Here is a 16,507-nt window from a genome sequence, read left to right on the forward strand (position 1 = left end):
GCATGTCGCCGCTGGCCCCGCTCCGGGGTGTCCCGCTCACCAAGGGGCACGCCACGGAGAACGACTTCGTCCTCCTCACCGACCCCGACGCCCGCCTCGACGTGGACGCCGCCGCGGTCGCCGCCGTGTGCGACCGGCGCGCCGGCATCGGCGCCGACGGCCTCGTCCGCGCCGTCCGGTCGGCCGCCCTGGGCACGCCCGAGGCCCGCGCCGCCGCGGCGCAGGGCGCGGAGTGGTTCATGGACTACCGCAACGCGGACGGGTCGGTCGCCGAGATGTGCGGCAACGCCGCCCGTCTCCTCGCCACCTACCTCGTCGACGAGGGCCTCATCGCTCCCGCCGACGGCGAGCCGGTGCTCATCGGCACCCGCGGCGGCGTGCGGAGCGTCACCCGCGCCGGCACCGACTGGACCGTCGACATGGGCCCGTGGCAGCTGCCCGGCGGCGGTGACGCCGTCACCCGTGGCTTCGACGTCGCCGTCCAGGTCCGCGGCCTCGAGGGCACCCGCGCCGGGCTGCGCGTCACCATGCCCAACCCGCACGCCGTCGTCGCGCTGCCCGACGAGGACGAGCTGGTGGCGGCGGACCTCGGCCCGCTCGTCGCCGTCGACCCCGAGCCCGCCGACGGCACGAACGTCGAGATCGTCGTCCCCCTCGGGGAGACGACGACGGACGGCGAGCCCACCGGCACCGTGCGGATGCGCGTGCAGGAGCGGGGCGCGGGGGAGACCCGCTCGTGCGGCACCGGGGCCTGCGCCGTCGCCGTCGCGCTGCACGCGTGGGGCGGGGCGGGAGCGCCCCGGCTGTGGCGGGTCCTCGTGCCGGGCGGGGAGCTGGTCGTGCGGCTCACCGACGACGGCCGCGCACTCCTCTCGGGGCCCGCGACGCTCGTCGGTCGCGTCACGCTGCGCTGAGCCAAGCCTGTCCCGTGGCGGCGTCGGTACACTCCCCGGCCATGCCCCTTCAGCTCCGCACAAGACGCTCCGTGTGCCGTGCGACCGGGGCGCTTGCGGCACTCCTCCTCCTGCCGGCGTGCGGGACGGTGACGTCGCCCGGCGCGCCGGACTCGAGCCCGAGCACGCTCCCCGCTTGTCCTGCGCCCGTCGACGGCCAGGTGCCCGCGGACTGCGTGCCCTACGACCCGGAGCACGCGATGGAGCAGAACGAGCGGTACCGCGACCGCGCTCCCCTTGACGACAGCGCGATGGCGGGCAACGCCGACGCGCTCGAGCAGGCCACCGCGGCGCTTGAGGCACTCGGCGAGGGTGACGAGCCGCTCACGGAGGACGGGGTCGAGCGCGCACTCGCCGACGTGGGCCTCGAGCACGTCCGGACGCGCGGCGACGGTGCGGGCGGTGTCCGCTTCGGTGTCGGCGCGCCGGCGGGCGGGTGCATGGTCGGCAGCGTCGCGGCGGACGGCAGCGTCAGCGCCGAGCTCGCCGGCGTCATCCTCGACGGCGGCTGCCTCCCGGCGCACTGAGCGGAGGAGGGCTAGGCGCGGCGCACGTCGAGCACCCGGAAGCCCTTCGAGCTCGACAGGCGCTCGGTGGGCATGCCGAGCTCGGTCTCGACCCAGCGCTGCAGGGAGTCGGCCCCGAGGTTCTTGCTCACGACCAGCCGGGCGCGTCCCTCCGGTGCCAGCCGCCCCAACCACGTGCGCAGCAGCTCGTGCAGCGCCTCCTTGCCGATCCGGATGGGCGGGTTGGACCACAGCTCGTCGATCCCGTCCGCGACGAGCCCGGCGGCCTCCTCAGGAGCGGCGACGACGACGTTGCCCAGCCCGAGCGCGGCGGCGTTCCGTGCGGTGAGGTCCCGGGCGCGCTCGTTGACGTCGACGGCGACGACCCTCGCCCCCGGGGACGCGGTCGCCATCGCCAGCGTCACCGGCCCCCAGCCGCAGCCGAGGTCGACGAGCGTCCCCGCGGGGACGGGATCGGGCACGGCGTCGAGGAGCACCCGGGTGCCGAGGTCGAGGCGGTCGCCGGAGAAGACGCCCGGGGCGGTGCGGACCTGGACCGGTCGCCCGCGCAGGACGACGTCGATGGTGCGGGTCTCCCCGGGGGAGGCCGGCTGCGCGGTGAAGTAGTGCTCGCTCACTCACCGAAACCTACCCCGCCCCTGGGGATAACTGGTCGCCGGACGGGGCCTCCCGTGGGATCCTGGGAGTGGTGGACGACGACTGGGAGACCATGGCAGATCACGACGACGACGCGGTGCAGGAGCGCGACCCCGCGCGGGACGTCGTGGCGCGGGTGCTCGCCCGGGCCGGGACCGCGCTCCAGAGCGGCGGCGCCGAGGGCCACGAGCTTGACGGCGACCAGCTCGACCGCGAGGAGCGCTCGGCGCTGCGCCGCGTCGCGGGCCTGTCCACCGAGCTCGAGGACATGTCCGAGGTCGAGTACCGCCAGCTGCGGCTGGAGCGCGTCGTCCTCATCGGGCTGTGGTCCGGCCCTCAGGCCGAGCTCGCGGAGGTCTCGCTGCGTGAGCTCGCGGCGCTCGCGGAGACCGCCGGATCCGTCGTGCTCGACGCGGTGCTCCAGCGCCGCGCCACCCCGGACCCCGCCACCTTCCTCGGCTCGGGCAAGGCGGCCGAGCTCGCCGAGCTCGTCGCGGAAGTAGGCGCCGACACCGTCGTCGCCGACTCCGAGCTCAGCCCCTCCCAGCGCCGTGCGCTGGAGGACGTCGTCAAGGTCAAGGTCATCGACCGGACGGCCCTCATCCTCGACATCTTCGCCCAGCACGCGAAGTCCCGGGAGGGCAAGGCCCAGGTCGAGCTCGCCCAGCTGGAGTACCTGCTGCCGCGCCTGCGCGGCTGGGGCGAGTCGATGTCCCGGCAGGCCGGTGGACGCGTCGCCGGCGGTGCCGGGATCGGCTCCCGCGGCCCCGGTGAGACGAAGATCGAGCTCGACCGCCGCCGCATCCGTACCCGCATGGCCCGCCTGCGCCGCCAGATCGCGGCGATGGCCCCGTCCCGGGAGACCAAGCGCTCCTCGCGGCACCGTGCGCAGGTCCCCGCCGTCGCCATCGCCGGCTACACCAACGCCGGCAAGTCCTCCCTCCTCAACCGGCTCACCGGCGCAGGGGTGCTCGTCGAGAACTCGCTCTTCGCCACCCTGGACCCCACGGTGCGCCGCGCCGAGGCCCCGGACGGCCGCGTCTACACCCTCGCCGACACCGTCGGCTTCGTGCGCTCCCTGCCCCACGAGCTCGTCGAGGCCTTCCGCTCGACCCTCGAGGAGGTGGCCGACGCCGACGTCATCCTCCACGTCGTCGACGCCGCGCACCCCGACCCCGAGGGCCAGGTCAAGGCGGTCCACGACGTCCTCGCCGACATCCCCGGCACCGAGGACATCCCCGAGCTCGTCGTCCTCAACAAGGCCGACCTCGCCGAGCCCGGCACCGTCGCCGCCCTGCGCACCCGCTACCCGGGCGCCGTCGCCGTGTCGGCCCGCACCGGTGAGGGCATCGAGGAGCTGCGCGAGCGCATCGCCGAGCTGCTCCCGCGCCCCTCGGTGCGCGTGGAGGTCCTCGTGCCCTACTCGCGTGGCGACCTCGTCTCGCGGGCGCACGCCACGGGTGAGGTGCTGGCGGAGGAGCACACCGGCGACGGCACGCAGCTGACCGCGCTCGTCGATCCCACCCTTGCGGCCGACCTCACCGCCGCCGCGTCGGCGTGAGCGGCACGCCCGAGCTGCTCGCCGCCGCGGTCCGGCGCCTGGGCGGCAAGGAGCGCGCGGGCCAGCTCGAGATGGCCGAGGAGGTCGCCCGTACCCTCGCGGAGCCGCGCGCCCTGCTCGTGCAGGCGGGCACCGGCACCGGGAAGTCCCTCGGCTACCTCGTGCCCGTCCTCGACCACGCCGTGCGCCACCACCAGCGCGCCGTCGTCTCCACCGCCACCCTCGCCCTCCAGCGCCAGGTGCTCACCCACGACGTCCCGCTCGTCGCCGACGTCGTCGCCGCCTCCGGCGCGCCCCGCCCCCAGGTGGCCCTCCTCAAGGGCTGGCACAACTACGTGTGCAAGCACAAGGTCGCCGGCGGCTACCCCACCGAGGACGAGCCCGGCCTCTTCGCCGTGGACGCCGCGACCGCCGACGCCGCGAGCAGCACCTCCCGCGGGCCGCTCGCCGAGCAGGTCGTCCGGCTGCGCGAGTGGGCCGAGGAGACGGACACCGGCGACCGTGACGACCTCGACCCCGGCGTCGGGGACCGCGCCTGGCGCCAGGTCTCGGTGACCAAGCTCGAGTGCCTCGGCGCAAGCTGCCCCATGCTCGAGGAGTGCTTCCCCGAGGCCGCCCGGCGCGCGGCGCACGAGGCGGACGTCGTCGTCACCAACCACGCGATGCTCGGCATCGCCGCAGCAGGCTCCCCGCGGGTGCTGCCCGAGCACGACGTCCTCGTCGTCGACGAGGCCCACGAGCTGGCCGAGCGCGTGACGGCGCAGTCCACCCTCGAGCTGTCGACCGCCGTCGTCGACCGCACCGCCCGGCTGGCCCGCAAGCAGGCCGGCGTGGCGGTCGAGGCGCTCGACGCCGCCGGCCGCGCGCTCGGCGCCTGGCTCGAGACGGCGCCCAGCGGGCGGCTGCGCTCCGTGCCCGCCGAGCTCCTCGACGCCGTCACGCTCCTCGAGGCCGGCAGCCGCGAGGCGATCAGCGCGATGCGCGGGGAGAGCGAGGCCGAGCCCGGCGGGCGCGTCATGGCGCGCTCGGCCATGGTCGTCCTCCACGAGATCGCCGAGCGCCTCCTCGGTGACGGCGTCGCCCAGCGCCGCGAGGTCCTGTGGTGCGAGCGTGGACGGACCGGGTTCGAGGCGGCGCGCCTGCACCTCGCGCCCCTCGACGTCGCCCGCCCCATCGCCACCGAGCTGCTCGCCGGCAAGGCCGCCGTCCTCACCTCCGCCACCCTGTCCCTCGGCGGCAGCTTCGCGCCGGTGGCCCGCACCCTCGGCGTCAGCCTCCTGGACCACCTCGAGCCCGACGACGACGCCCCGCGGCCCGCGCCCGGCCCGCGCTGGCACGGCGTCGACGTCGGCTCGCCCTTCGACTACGGCCGCCAGGGCATCCTCTACGTCGCCCGCCACCTGCCCGCACCCGGCCGGGACGGGCCCGGGGAGGACGCCCAGCGCGAGCTCGTCGAGCTCGTCCGGGCCTCCGGCGGCGGCGCGCTGGGACTGTTCTCCTCCCGGCGGGCCGCGGACGAGGCCGCCGAGCTCCTCCGCGCCGAGCTCGACACCCCGGTCCTGTGCCAGGGTGAGGACCAGCTGCCCTCGCTCGTGCGGCGCTTCGCCGAGGACGAGTCGGCCACGCTCGTCGGCACCCTGTCCCTGTGGCAGGGCGTGGACGTGCCCGGCCGCACCTGCCGGCTCGTCGTCATCGACCGCATCCCCTTCCCGCGGCCCGACGACCCCGTCCGCTCGGCCCGCTCGGAGGTCGTCGCCGCGAGCGGCGGCAACGGCTTCATGTCCGTGGCGGCGACCCACGCGGCGCTCCTCCTCGCCCAGGGCGCCGGGCGCCTCATCCGCTCGACCGGGGACCGCGGCGTCGTCGCCGTCCTCGACTCGCGCCTCGCCACCGCCCGGTACGGCAGCTTCCTGCGCGGCTCCATGCCGCCGCTGTGGCCGACGACGGACGGCGAGGTGGCCCGTGCCGCGCTGCGGCGCCTGGCCGCGCAGCCCGCGCTGACCCCCTAGGCTCGGAGCCGTCGGCGAGGGAAGGAAGTGCCATGGCACGCGCAGGAGCGAGCACGGTCGCGATCGTGGGGGCGGGAGCGGTCGGGGCGACCCTCGCCTACGCCCTCCTCATGCAGGGCGCGGCCCGGCGCGTGGTCCTCCACGACGTCAACCGCGCGAAGGTCGAGGCGGAGGCGCTCGACCTCGCCCACGGCATCCAGTTCATGCCGCACGCCCAGATCATCGGCTCCGACGACGTCGAGGCGTGCCGCGACGCGGACGTCGTCGTCATCACCGCCGGCGCCAAGCAGCGCCCGGGCCAGACGCGCCTGGACCTCGCCGCCAGCACGGTGGGGCTCATGCGCACGCTGGTCCCGCGCCTCACCGCCGTCGCCCCCGACGCGATCTTCCTCATGGTGACCAACCCCGTCGACATCGTCACCCAGGCCGCGCTCGCGATCTCCGGGCTCCCGCGCGAGCAGCTCTTCGGCTCCGGCACCGTCCTCGACACCTCGCGGCTGCGCTACCGCATCGCCCAGGAGACCGGGATCGCGGCGTCCAACGTCCACGCCTACGTCGTCGGTGAGCACGGTGACTCCGAGCTCGTCCTGTGGAGCTCGGCGATGATCGGGGCGGTGCCGCTCCTCGACTGGAGCAGCACCCACGCCCCGCTCCTCGACGAGCCGTCCCGGACGGCCATCGCCGAGGAGGTCGTCACCGCGGCGTACCGGATCATCGAAGGCAAGGGCGCGACGAACTACGCGGTCGCCCTCGCCGCCGTCGGCATCATCCAGGCGGTGCTCCGGGCCGAGAACCGCGTCCTGCCCGTCTCCACCCTGCTCACCGACTACGTGGGCATCTCCGACGTCTGCCTGTCGGTGCCCACCGTCGTCGGGGGCGACGGCGCCCAGGAGCGTCTGCTGCCGCCCATGACGCCGAGCGAGCAGGCCGGCCTGCGGGCCAGCGCCGAGCACATCCGCGCCGTGGGGCGCGAGCTCGGCTTCTAGAGGCTGCGCAGCACCGACACGACCCGGCCGAGCACCTGGGCCGCGTCACCGTCGATGGGGGAGTAGGCCTCGTTCGCCGGCATGAGCCACACGTGGCCGTCGCGGCGCTGGAGGGTCTTGACCGTGGCCTCGTCGTCGAGCAGGGCCGCGACGATCTCCCCGTTCTCGGCGACCGGCTGACGCCGGACGACGACCCAGTCGCCGTCGCAGATCGCGGCGTCGATCATCGAGTCGCCGCTCACCTTGAGGAGGAAGAGCTCACCGTCCCCGACGAGCTGGCGGGGGAGGGGGAAGACGTCCTCGACGGCCTGCTCCGCGAGGATCGGGCCACCGGCCGCGATCCGCCCGACGACCGGCACGAAGGCGGGCGCCGGGGCGTCGCTCGCGTCCTCGGGGTTGCCGAGCTCGGGCCCACGGACCTCGGTGCCGACGATCTCGATGGCGCGCGGACGGTTGGGGTCGCGGCGCAGGTAGCCCTTGCGCTCCAGGGCGGTCAGCTGGTGCTTGACCGAGGAGGGGCTGGCCAGCCCGACGATCGTGCCGATCTCTCGCATGGTCGGCGGGTAGCCGCGGTCGTCCACGCTGCGCCGGATCGTCTCGAGGACGAGCCGCTGCCGCTCGGTGAGCGCGCCGTCGAGCGGCTCCTGCTCCGGCAGCTCGTGCACCGTGGCGCCGCTGTCGCGCTCGTCCTGGCCTGGGTTCACGGCACGTGCTCCTCGAATGTCAGTGGTCGGTGATGGGCTCGTCCTCGACAGCGTAGAAGGCTCTCGGGCCGAGATCAAACATCTGTTCGACGGCGTGTCGACAGTGTCGGTCCCGAGTAGTACGGTGTCGCACAGACGTTCGACGTACAGACGTTCGAAGGAGGAGACGATGAGTGCACTAGCGATTCCCGCGGTCCCGGTCCGAGAGGTGCCCGGCCGGCGCCGGGGGCACCTCCAGCTCGTCGGCCCCGGATACGTGGTCCCCGCCCCGCAGCGCGCCGAGCCCGCACGACCGGCGCCGGCCGCCCGCCCGGCGGTCCGCCTCACCGCCCGCGGCCGGCTCGTGCGGTCCGTGCTCGTGCTCACCGTCGCCCTCACCGCTGCCGTCACCGGTGGCGGCTGGCTCGGCAGCCTCACGGCGGACGCGCAGGGTTACCAGGGCGCCGTGGAGCGCGTGAGCGTCGCCACGGGGGACACTCTGTGGGCGATCGCCGCGGCCACGGCGGCCGAGGGCCAGGACGTGCGCGAGGTGGTCGACGAGATCCTCGAGCTCAACGGTCTCGCCTCGGGCGACCTCGTCGTGGGCCAGCAGCTCGTCGTCCCGGCGGGCTGAGCCCGCGCAGCCTTGCACCTCGCGCCGCGGCGCCCGTACCGTGCTCCCAGCGGTGCCACGCGGTGGCCTGCCCAAGCAGCGAGGAGCTCACGTGCACTGTCCGTTCTGCCGGAACGCGGACTCGCGGGTCATCGACTCGCGGACGGCGGACGACGGTTCTGCGATCCGTCGGCGGCGCGAGTGCACGGCCTGCCACCGCCGCTTCACGACCATCGAGACCTCGAGCCTCTCGGTCGTCAAGCGCTCCGGCGTCGTCGAGCCCTTCAGCCGCGAGAAGGTCGTCGCCGGCGTCCGCAAGGCGTGCCAGGGCCGTCCCGTCTCCGACGACGACCTCGCGCTGCTCGCGCAGCAGGTCGAGGAGACGGTGCGTGCGGCCGGGGCGGCGCAGATCAACGCCCACGAGGTCGGGCTGGCGATCCTCGGGCCGCTGCGAGAGCTCGACGAGGTCGCCTACCTCCGCTTCGCCAGTGTGTACTCCGCCTTCACGTCCCTGGAGGACTTCGAGACGGCGATCGCGGCGCTGCGCGCGGAGCGCCCCGTCGACCCGGTCGCCACCGAGGGCGGCTCCGCTACTGTGGGGGCCAGCGAGCCGGGCTCGCACTGACCACCGGTGACGGTGGCGGAGGGGAAGCCGCCACCGTCACCGGTTCCCTCAGCGCTTGGCCCAGATGTTGATGCCGGCGTCCACGGCGTGCGCGTCGATCCGCTCCAGCTCCTCGTCGCTGAGGTCGAGGTTGTCCAGCGCCGCGAGCGAGTCGTCGAGCTGGGCCACGCTCGAGGCGCCGATCAGCGCCGTCGTCACGCGCGGGTCGCGCAGCACCCAGGCGATGGCGAGCTGGGCCAGGGTCTGGCCCCGCTCCTTCGCGATCCCCGACAGCGCCCTGATGTGCGTGAGCGTCTCCTCGGAGAGGAAGTCCTCGCTCAGCGACCCGCCACGGGCGGCGCGGGAGTCCGCCGGGACGCCGTGGAGGTACTTCTCGGTGAGCATCCCCTGCGCGAGCGGGGAGAAGACGACGTTGCCCATGCCCGCCTCCTCGGTGACGTCCAGCACCGAGGGGGTGCCCTCCTCGACCCACCGGTTGAGCATCGAGTACGAGGGCTGGTGGACGAGGAGGCTCAGGCCGATGTCCTCGGCCACGGCCACCGCCTCGGCGGCGCGCTCGGCGGTGTAGGAGGAGATGCCCGCGTACAGCGCCCGGCCGGAGTCGACGGCGGTCTTCAGGGCGCCCATGGTCTCGCGCAGCGGGGTGCTCGGGTCGTCACGGTGGGAGTAGAAGATGTCGACGTAGTCGAGCCCGAGGCGACGCAGCGAGGCGTCCAGGGACGCCAGGAGGTACTTGCGCGAGCCCCACTCGCCGTAGGGGCCCGGCCACATGCGGTAGCCGGCCTTGGTCGAGATGACGAGCTCGTCGCGGTAGGGCGCGAGGTCCTCGGCGAGGAGCCGTCCGAAGAAGGACTCGGCCGCGCCCGGCGGCGGGCCGTAGTTGTTGGCGAGGTCGATGTGCGTGACGCCGCGGTCGACGGCGTGGAGGACGATCTCGCGCTGGGTGTCCTCGGCGTGGCTGTGGCCGAAGTTCTGCCACAGGCCCAGCGCGATGGCCGGCAGGTCGAGGCCGCTGCGCCCGCAGCGGCGGTAGGTCATCGAGTCGTAGCGGTCGGACGCTGGCTGGTAGGTCATGGCCACACGGTAGTGCGGCGCGGACGTCACCGACCGGCGAGGAGCACCCGCAGCCGGATCGTGTCGGGGACCTCGTCCAGTGCCACGCGCGCCTCGTCGGGCAGCTCCCCGCCGATGTCGGTGACGACGTAGCCGAGGTCGCCGCGCGTGCCGAGGATCTGGCCCTCGATGTTCGCCCCGCTCTCGGCGAAGGCCTGGTTGACGAGGGCGAGGGCGCCGGGGGTGTTGCGGTGGAGGTAGGTGACCCGGTAGCGGGCCGTCTGGGCCCGGTCCAGGGCGAGCGGCGGGACGTTGACGCTCATCGTCGTCGTGCCGTCGAGGAGGTAGGAGGCGAGCTTGTTCGAGACGAACGCGCCGATGCCCTCCTGCGCCTCCTCCGTCGAGCCGCCCACGTGCGGGGTGAGGATGACGTTGGGCAGGCCGCGCAGCTCGGAGTCGAAGGGGTCGCCGTTGCGCTTGGGCTCCTCGGGGAAGACGTCGACGGCGGCACCGGCGATCGCACCGGCCAGCACCCGCTCGCGCAGGGCGGCGTAGTCGACGAGGAAGCCCCGCGAGAGGTTGAGGAAGATCGCCCCGGGGCGCATCCGCTCGAACTGCGCGCGTCCGAACATGCCGGCGTTGCCGGCCCGGCCGTCGACGTGGAGGGTGACGACGTCGGCGATCTCGAGGAGCTCCTCGAGGCTGCCCATGCGCCGGGCGTTGCCCAGCGCGAGCTTCTCGGCGGTGTCGTAGAAGACGACGCGCATGCCGAGCGCCTCGGCGAGGACCGAGAGCTGGGTGCCGATGTTTCCGTAGCCGACGATCCCGAGCGTGCGACCGCGGACCTCGTGCGAGCCGGCCGCCGACTTGTCCCAGCGCCCCTCGTGCAGGGCGCGGTCCTGGACGGTGAGGCGCCGGTTGAGCGCGATGATCTCCCCGAGGGTGAGCTCGACGACCGAGCGCGTGTTGGAGAAGGGGGCGTTGAACACCGCCACCCCGCGGTGGGCCGCGGCGGCGAGGTCGACCTGGTTGGTGCCGATGCAGAAGGCACCCACCGTCAGCAGGTCCGGGGCGGCCTCGAGGACACGTCGCGTGACGGTCGTCTTCGAGCGGATGCCGAGCACCTGGACGCCGTCGAGGGCAGCGATGAGCTCGTCCTCGTCCATGGCGCCGGTGTGGCGCACCACCTCCAGCCCGGCGGACTCGAGGGCTGCGTCGGCGTTCTCGTGGGGGTTCTCCAGTAGCAGTGCGCGCACCTGCCCATGGTGGCGCACCGGCGCACGATCAGGGAAACCGATCCGCCCTGCGGACGTCAGTCGCCCAGCCCCGCGGGCAGCTCGCCGCGGTGCAGGACGTGCAGCAGGCGCGTGGGGCGGGTCATCGCGACGTAGAGGTCGCCCGGTCCGCCCGCGGCGATCTCCCGCGGCTCCACGAGGACGACGACGTCGAACTCCAGCCCCTTGGCGGTGACGGCGTCCAGGACGACGACGGGCGCGCCGAGCACGTCCCCGCCCGGGGCCTCGAGCGCGGGGCCGAGGAGGGGGGCGAGGAGCTCGCGCGTGGCGGCCACCCGGCCCGGGCCGGTGAGGACCGCGAGGCGGCCCTGGCCCATCGCCGCGTGCTCCGCGACGACGACGTCGGCCACCTCACGGTCACCGGCCACCCGCGTCGTGCGCAGGGAGCCGGGGACCGAGCGCGCCGAGCGCGCCGGCGCGGCCTGCGCGCCTCCTGCCGCCCGCAGCACCCGGACGGCGGCGCTCATCACCTCCGCCGGCGTGCGGTAGTTGATCGTCAGGGCCGCGGTCCGCACGTGCTCGCTGGCCGCCGTGCCGAGCAGCTCGGTCCAGCTGCGCGCGGGCTGGTGGCCCGAGCGCTGGTCGAGGTCACCGACGAGCGTCATCGACCGGCTGGGGTTGCGGCGCAGCAGCGCCCGCCACGCCATGGGGGACAGCTCCTGCGCCTCGTCGACGACGATGTGCCCGTAGGTCCACTCGCGGTCGGACGCCGCCCGCTCGGCGAGGGTCCGCCGGGCCTCCGGCGCCGCGAAGCGCGAGGCGAGGGTCTGGGCGTCGACCATCCCGCCCCCGATGCCGTCCTCGCGGATGGCGTGCTCGGCGTAGGCGACCTCGGCCGCCCGCTCGGCAGCCCGCGCGAGCCGGGCGCGCTCCTCGTCCGGGTTCTCCAGGCGCCCGAGGAGGACGGCGAGCTCGTCGAGCAGCGGCAGGTCCGCCGGCGTCCACGGGGCGTCGGCCGGGCGGCGGAGCAGGCGACGGTCCGCCGGGCTCAGGCCGCGCCCGTGCCGCGCGAGGAAGGCGGGGTCCGAGTAGAGGCGGCGCAGCAGCTGCTCGGCCGTGGTGGGCATCCACCGGAGGTTGATCTCACGGCGGGCGTCGCGCGACTCTCGCAGCGACTGCAGCAGCCAGCCCTGCTCGGACTCCAGGTCCAGCCCCTTCTCCCCGGCCCAGCGCCGGGTGAGCGCGTCGAGCACGGCCGTCGCGTAGGTGCGGCGCGCCACGTTGTGCGGCCGGGAGCTGCGGCGGGCCCGCTCCTGCGCGGCGCGCACGTCCTCCGGCTCCAGGCGCACCTGCTCGCCGTCGACGTCGAGCAGCACCGGCTGCTCCAGACGCCGGGGCAGCCCGCGCACGGCGTGGCGCAGCACCTGCGCCATGACGGCCCGCCCCTTGACCTCCGCCACCGCCTCCGGCTCGGTGCCGGTCGCCGGGACGTCGGCGAGGAGGTCACCGAGGGTCGTCGCGACGACGCCGCTCTCGCCGAGCGAGGGGAGCACCTGCTCGATGTAGCGCAGGAAGACGCGGCTGGGCCCGACGATGAGCACACCCGAGCGCTCGAGGCGCTCGCGGTGGGTGTAGAGCAGGTAGGCGGCGCGGTGGAGGGCGACCGCCGTCTTCCCGGTGCCGGGGCCGCCCTCGACGACGAGCACGCCCTCGGACTCGGCGCGGATGATCTCGTCCTGCTCGGACTGGATGGTCGCGACGATGTCACCCATCCGGCCCTCGCGAGCGGCGGCCATCGCCGCGAAGAGGGCGCCCTCACCGGTGAGGCCCTCGACGTCGGCCTCGGTGTCGAGCAGCTCGTCCTCGACGCCGGTCACCTGCCGCCCCCGGGTCATGAGGTGGCGCCGGCGCACGACGTCGCCGCGCCGCGCCGCCGTCGCCTGGTAAAAGGGCCGCGCCGCCGGGGCGCGCCAGTCGATGAGCAGCGACTCCTGGTCCTCGTCGGCGATCCCGATGCGCCCGATGTAGCGGCGGGCGGCGTCGGTGAGGTCGAGGCGGCCGAAGACCAACCGGTTCTCCACCTGCTCCAGGCGCGACAGCGTGTCCTCGTAGTGGACCGCGAAGGCGTCACGCTCCGAGCGGTTCTGTGGCGTGCCGCTCGCCCCCTGCCGGCGGACCTCCTCCAGGCGCTGCCGGTAGCGGCGCCGGAGGTCGTCCAGGCGCCCGTAGACGTGGTCGACGAACTCCTGGTCCGCCTGCCACGTCGTCTCTGCCTCGTTCGGCTGCACCGCGTCCCCGCTTCCGTCTCGACCGGCAGACCATTATGGACGACGGCGCGCGTGCCGTGCGTCCGAGGCCCTCCTCGCCGCTGCGTACGATGGCGCCACCGACCGGAAGGACGACAGTGACCGACAGCGAGGCCCCCGCTGCCCTGCACCTGCTCCTCGTGGAGGACGACGACGGCGACGCCGTGCTCGTGGAGGAGCTCCTCCACGACGCCCGCATCGACACGGACGTCACACGGGCCTGGAGCCTGGAGGCGGCGCTGGACGCCCTCGTCATGCCGGTCGACTGCATCCTCCTCGACCTCGGCCTGCCCGACGCCTCGGGCCTGGACGCCCTGCTCCAGCTGCGCAGCGCCTCCAGTGCGGCCGTCGTCGTGCTCACCGGCCTCGACGACGCCGACCGCGGCCTGGAGGCCGTCGGCGCGGGCGCGGACGACTACCTCGTCAAGGGCACGGTGGGCGGTGAGGCCCTCGGCCGTGCGGTCCGCTACGCCGTCGAGCGCCGCCGTGGGGACCACGAGAAGCGCAGCCAGGAGGAGCAGCGCGCCCACGTCGAGGCCGTCTCGAGCCTGGCCTCCGCCCTGCGCCCGGAGCCCCGCCTGGCCGACGCGCCCGTGCGGGTGCTCGTCCGGAGCAACGACGGCGGGCCGCTCTCGCCCCACCTGTGCGACGTCGTCGAGCGTCCCGACGGGACGGTGCTCAGCGTCACCGGGACCGCCGCGGGGAGCGGACCGGCCGCCGCGGCGCTCGCGGTGAGCGTGCGTGCCGCCTTCCGTGCGCTCGCGCTGAGCGAGCTGCCGGTCCCCGAGGTCCTCACCGTCCTGGACCGCCTCGTGGCGGCGCACGAGGGCTCGGTGAGCGCCGTCTTCGTCGAGCTCGCTCCCGGCAGCCGCGAGACGGTGTGCCACCTCGCGGGCCACCACGCCCCCCTGCTCCTGTCCGCGGACGCCGGCCCGCTCGCGGCCGCCGGTGACCGCGGTGCACCGCTCGGGTCGGGGCCCGGCGCGCGCCCGGTCGTCCGCACGTCCCTGCGCGCCCAGGACCGCCTGCTCGTGCTCCACACGGCCGTGCTCGACCAGGCGGCCGATGCGGCACCCGGGTCCTCGCTCGCCACGGTGCTCGAGGCCGCCTCCCGCGGCACCGGTGACGACGCCGCGCTCGCGGACACGGTCGAGCGGGCCGTGCGCGCCTACGGGCCGGACGGGCAGGTCGAGCTCACCCTGCTCGGCTGGGCCCCCGCGTGAGGCGCACCGGGGTCGCGTGGACCCTGCGCAACCGGCTGCGCACCGCGATCGTCGTCGCCGGCATCTCGCTCGGGCTCGTCCTCATGGTGGCCGTCGCGGCGTTCAGCCAGCTCTCCCGCTACCAGGACGAGGTGACGGGTGTCGTCTTCAACGCGGTCGTCGAGCTCGAGGAGCTGCAGGCCGACCTCATCGACGCCGAGGCCGCCGTGCGCGCCTACGCACTGAGCAACGACGAGGTGCTCCTCGAGCCCTACACCGACCTCGCCTACGGCCGGCCGGACCGCGTGCGCGCCGGCCTCGTCGAGATCCTGCCCCGGGTGCCCGAGCTCGACGGGCACTTCGACACGCTCGCCGCCGCCACCGACGACTGGCGCGCCGGGTACGCCAAGCCCCTCATCGACGCCACCCGCTCACCCGACGTCGAGGTCGAGCTGGGGGAGTGGCAGGAGCCCGGCGCCGAGCTCTTCGGTGACGTGCGGGAGTCGCTGCGCGCAGCGCTGGACGACCTCATCGACTACCGCTCGGAGGGCGCCGCGGCCATGGCCTCCTGGCAGCGGGTGCTCCTCGGCTCCGTCATGGCGCTCGCGGTCCTCGGTCTCGTCACCGGCGTGCTCCTGTGGCGCTACCTGCGCCGCTGGGTGACCGACCCGCTCGACGACCTCGCCGAGGCGAGCCGAGCCGTCGCGGAGGGCGAGCTCGAGCGACCGGTGGCCGTCTCCGGACCCGACGAGATCGTCGCACTCGCCCACGACGTCGACCTCATGCGCCGCCACCTCGTCGCCCAGATCGCGACGACGGAGCGCGCCCGGGTCGAGCTCGAGGCGTCCAACCGCGACCTCGAGCAGTTCGCCTACGTCGCCTCCCACGACCTGCAGGAACCGCTGCGCAAGGTGGCGTCCTTCACCCAGCTGCTCGAACGGCGCTACGGCGACCAGCTCGACGAGCGCGGGCACCAGTACATCGCCTTCGCCTCCGACGGCGCCCGGCGCATGCAGCGCCTCATCCAGGACCTCCTCGCCTTCTCGCGGCTCGGTCGCGGCGACGCGGAGCCGACGCAGGTGGACGTGGGGGACTGCCTCACCGAGGCCCTGGACAACCTCTCGGAGCTGCTCGAGGAGACCGGCGCGCAGGTCACCTCCGACCCGCTGCCGGAGGTGCTCGGCCACGCGGGGCTCCTCACCCAGCTCATGCAGAACCTCGTCGGCAACGCCGTGAAGTTCCGCCGCCCGGACGAGACCCCCCGCGTGCACATCGGCGTCCAGCGGGTGGGCTCGGAGTGGCTCTTCCGCTGCAGCGACAACGGCATCGGCATCGAGCCCCGCCACGCCGAGCGCGTCTTCGCCATCTTCCAGCGCCTCCACGCCAAGGACGCCTACAGCGGCACGGGCATCGGCCTGGCGATGTGCAAGCGCATCGTCGAGCACCACGGGGGCCGGATCTGGGTGGAGCACCAGGACCCGAGCAAGGGGACGACCGTCCGGTGGACGGTCCCCACGTCCGCGCACCGAGGGCTGTCGACCGTCGAGCCGCGCACGGGGACGGGCGAGGAGCGTGCCATCATGAGCCCGGGCGCCGCCGGCGGCCCGCAGACGAGTGAGGTGGACCGATGACCGACATGATCGAGGTGCTGCTGGTCGAGGACGACCCCGGGGACGTCCTCATGACCGAGGAGGCCTTCGCGGACTACAAGGTCGCCAACCAGCTGACCGTCGTCGCCGACGGCGAGTCCGCCATGGCCTACCTGCGCAAGGAGGGGGAGTACGCCGACGCGCCGACGCCGGACCTCGTGCTCCTCGACCTCAACCTCCCGCGGATGGACGGCCGTGAGGTGCTCGGCGAGCTCAAGGCCGACCCCGAGCTGCGCCGCATCCCCGTCGTCGTCCTCACGACCTCCGACGCGGAGGAGGACATCCTGCGCAGCTACAACCTCCACGCGAACGCCTACGTCACCAAGCCGGTGGACTTCGAGCGCTTCATCGAGGTCGTCCGCAAGATCGACGACTTCTTCGTCTCGGTCGTGCGGCTGCCCAGCCGCTGAGCCGCCGGGAATGCGGGCAGCGGCCCGCGCGTTCCACCCGGTAACCGAAGCCTGAGGAG

The 16,507-nt window shown here is 74.5% G+C and carries 15 protein-coding genes; 10 read left to right on the forward strand and 5 right to left on the reverse strand.

Annotation, left to right across the window (positions count from 1 at the left end):
- Positions 1 to 2: 2 nt before the first annotated feature.
- Together dapF and H9624_RS00650 are read left to right on the forward strand one after the other, a co-directional pair.
- Positions 3 to 914 (forward strand): diaminopimelate epimerase, encoded by a 912-nt coding sequence (gene dapF, locus H9624_RS00645; RefSeq protein ID WP_251837989.1) that lies wholly within the window; start codon positions 3 to 5, stop codon positions 912 to 914.
- Between the two features lie 41 nt (positions 915 to 955).
- The gene (locus H9624_RS00650) at positions 956 to 1,480 is read left to right on the forward strand and encodes a hypothetical protein (RefSeq protein ID WP_251837990.1); all 525 of its coding nucleotides are present in this window, start codon (positions 956 to 958) and stop codon (positions 1,478 to 1,480) included.
- An 11-nt stretch (positions 1,481 to 1,491) separates the two neighbouring features.
- Here the strand turns inward: H9624_RS00650 and H9624_RS00655 are convergent, their stop codons facing one another.
- Entirely contained in the window at positions 1,492 to 2,097 is a 606-nt protein-coding gene (locus tag H9624_RS00655) for a class I SAM-dependent methyltransferase (RefSeq protein ID WP_251837991.1), read from the reverse strand.
- 92 nt (positions 2,098 to 2,189) lie between these two features.
- Between H9624_RS00655 and hflX the strand changes: the two genes are divergently transcribed.
- The 3 genes from hflX to H9624_RS00670 are packed head-to-tail and all read left to right on the forward strand — an operon-like array spanning position 2,190 to position 6,672.
- Positions 2,190 to 3,677 (forward strand): GTPase HflX, encoded by a 1,488-nt coding sequence (gene hflX, locus H9624_RS00660; RefSeq protein ID WP_251838959.1) that lies wholly within the window; start codon positions 2,190 to 2,192, stop codon positions 3,675 to 3,677.
- A complete protein-coding gene (locus H9624_RS00665) occupies positions 3,674 to 5,686 on the forward strand; it encodes an ATP-dependent DNA helicase (protein ID WP_251837992.1) in 2,013 nt (670 codons plus the stop codon). Before hflX ends, H9624_RS00665 begins: the two co-directional genes overlap by 4 nt.
- A gap of 32 nt (positions 5,687 to 5,718) precedes the next feature.
- Positions 5,719 to 6,672, forward strand: coding sequence for an L-lactate dehydrogenase (locus H9624_RS00670; RefSeq protein ID WP_251837993.1), 954 nt, complete (start codon positions 5,719 to 5,721; stop codon positions 6,670 to 6,672).
- Here H9624_RS00670 and lexA read toward each other — a convergent pair.
- On the reverse strand, positions 6,669 to 7,454 hold the full coding sequence (gene lexA, locus H9624_RS00675; protein ID WP_504740222.1) for a transcriptional repressor LexA: 786 nt from the start codon (positions 7,452 to 7,454) through the stop codon (positions 6,669 to 6,671). The two genes, H9624_RS00670 and lexA, sit on opposite strands and share 4 nt — an antisense overlap.
- Before the next feature lie 91 nt (positions 7,455 to 7,545).
- Between lexA and H9624_RS00680 the strand changes: the two genes are divergently transcribed.
- A complete protein-coding gene (locus H9624_RS00680) occupies positions 7,546 to 7,989 on the forward strand; it encodes a LysM peptidoglycan-binding domain-containing protein (protein ID WP_251837994.1) in 444 nt (147 codons plus the stop codon).
- Positions 7,990 to 8,080: 91 nt separating this feature from the next.
- Positions 8,081 to 8,593, forward strand: coding sequence for a transcriptional regulator NrdR (nrdR, locus tag H9624_RS00685; RefSeq protein ID WP_251837995.1), 513 nt, complete (start codon positions 8,081 to 8,083; stop codon positions 8,591 to 8,593).
- A gap of 48 nt (positions 8,594 to 8,641) precedes the next feature.
- Here nrdR and mgrA read toward each other — a convergent pair whose 3' ends face one another.
- The 3 genes from mgrA to H9624_RS00700 are packed head-to-tail and all read right to left on the reverse strand — an operon-like array spanning position 8,642 to position 13,169.
- Positions 8,642 to 9,667: an L-glyceraldehyde 3-phosphate reductase gene (gene mgrA, locus H9624_RS00690; protein WP_251837996.1), complete on the reverse strand. Its 1,026-nt coding sequence runs from the start codon at positions 9,665 to 9,667 to the stop codon at positions 8,642 to 8,644.
- A 26-nt stretch (positions 9,668 to 9,693) separates the two neighbouring features.
- Positions 9,694 to 10,902, reverse strand: coding sequence for a phosphoglycerate dehydrogenase (serA, locus tag H9624_RS00695; RefSeq protein ID WP_251837997.1), 1,209 nt, complete (start codon positions 10,900 to 10,902; stop codon positions 9,694 to 9,696).
- Between the two features lie 56 nt (positions 10,903 to 10,958).
- Entirely contained in the window at positions 10,959 to 13,169 is a 2,211-nt protein-coding gene (locus H9624_RS00700) for a HelD family protein (RefSeq protein ID WP_251837998.1), read from the reverse strand.
- A gap of 116 nt (positions 13,170 to 13,285) precedes the next feature.
- On the opposite strand from H9624_RS00700, the gene H9624_RS00705 reads away from it, so the two are divergent.
- The 3 genes from H9624_RS00705 to H9624_RS00715 are packed head-to-tail and all read left to right on the forward strand — an operon-like array spanning position 13,286 to position 16,448.
- Positions 13,286 to 14,410: a SpoIIE family protein phosphatase gene (locus H9624_RS00705; protein ID WP_251837999.1), complete on the forward strand. Its 1,125-nt coding sequence runs from the start codon at positions 13,286 to 13,288 to the stop codon at positions 14,408 to 14,410.
- Complete coding sequence (locus H9624_RS00710) at positions 14,407 to 16,020, forward strand: sensor histidine kinase (RefSeq protein WP_251838000.1); 1,614 nt, start codon at positions 14,407 to 14,409, stop codon at positions 16,018 to 16,020. The genes H9624_RS00705 and H9624_RS00710 overlap by 4 nt, the downstream gene beginning before the upstream one ends.
- Positions 16,017 to 16,448, forward strand: coding sequence for a response regulator (locus H9624_RS00715; protein ID WP_251838001.1), 432 nt, complete (start codon positions 16,017 to 16,019; stop codon positions 16,446 to 16,448). The genes H9624_RS00710 and H9624_RS00715 overlap by 4 nt, the downstream gene beginning before the upstream one ends.
- Positions 16,449 to 16,507 lie beyond the last annotated feature (59 nt).

Origin of the sequence: Oceanitalea stevensii (assembly GCF_014837105.1) — a bacterium.
In the GTDB taxonomy this organism is placed as follows: Bacteria; Actinomycetota; Actinomycetes; order Actinomycetales; family Actinomycetaceae; genus Oceanitalea; species Oceanitalea stevensii.

Bases quoted from the DNA above. Each gene is read 5' to 3' on its own strand.
- dapF (WP_251837989.1), top strand. From the start codon at position 3: ATGTCGCCGCTGGCCCCGCTCCGGGGTGTCCCGCTCACCAAGGGGCAC.
- H9624_RS00650 (WP_251837990.1), top strand. From the start codon at position 956: ATGCCCCTTCAGCTCCGCACAAGACGCTCCGTGTGCCGTGCGACCGGG.
- hflX (WP_251838959.1), top strand. From the start codon at position 2,190: ATGGCAGATCACGACGACGACGCGGTGCAGGAGCGCGACCCCGCGCGG.
- H9624_RS00670 (WP_251837993.1), top strand. From the start codon at position 5,719: ATGGCACGCGCAGGAGCGAGCACGGTCGCGATCGTGGGGGCGGGAGCG.
- H9624_RS00680 (WP_251837994.1), top strand. From the start codon at position 7,546: ATGAGTGCACTAGCGATTCCCGCGGTCCCGGTCCGAGAGGTGCCCGGC.
- mgrA (WP_251837996.1), bottom strand. From the start codon at position 9,667: ATGACCTACCAGCCAGCGTCCGACCGCTACGACTCGATGACCTACCGC.
- H9624_RS00715 (WP_251838001.1), top strand. From the start codon at position 16,017: ATGACCGACATGATCGAGGTGCTGCTGGTCGAGGACGACCCCGGGGAC.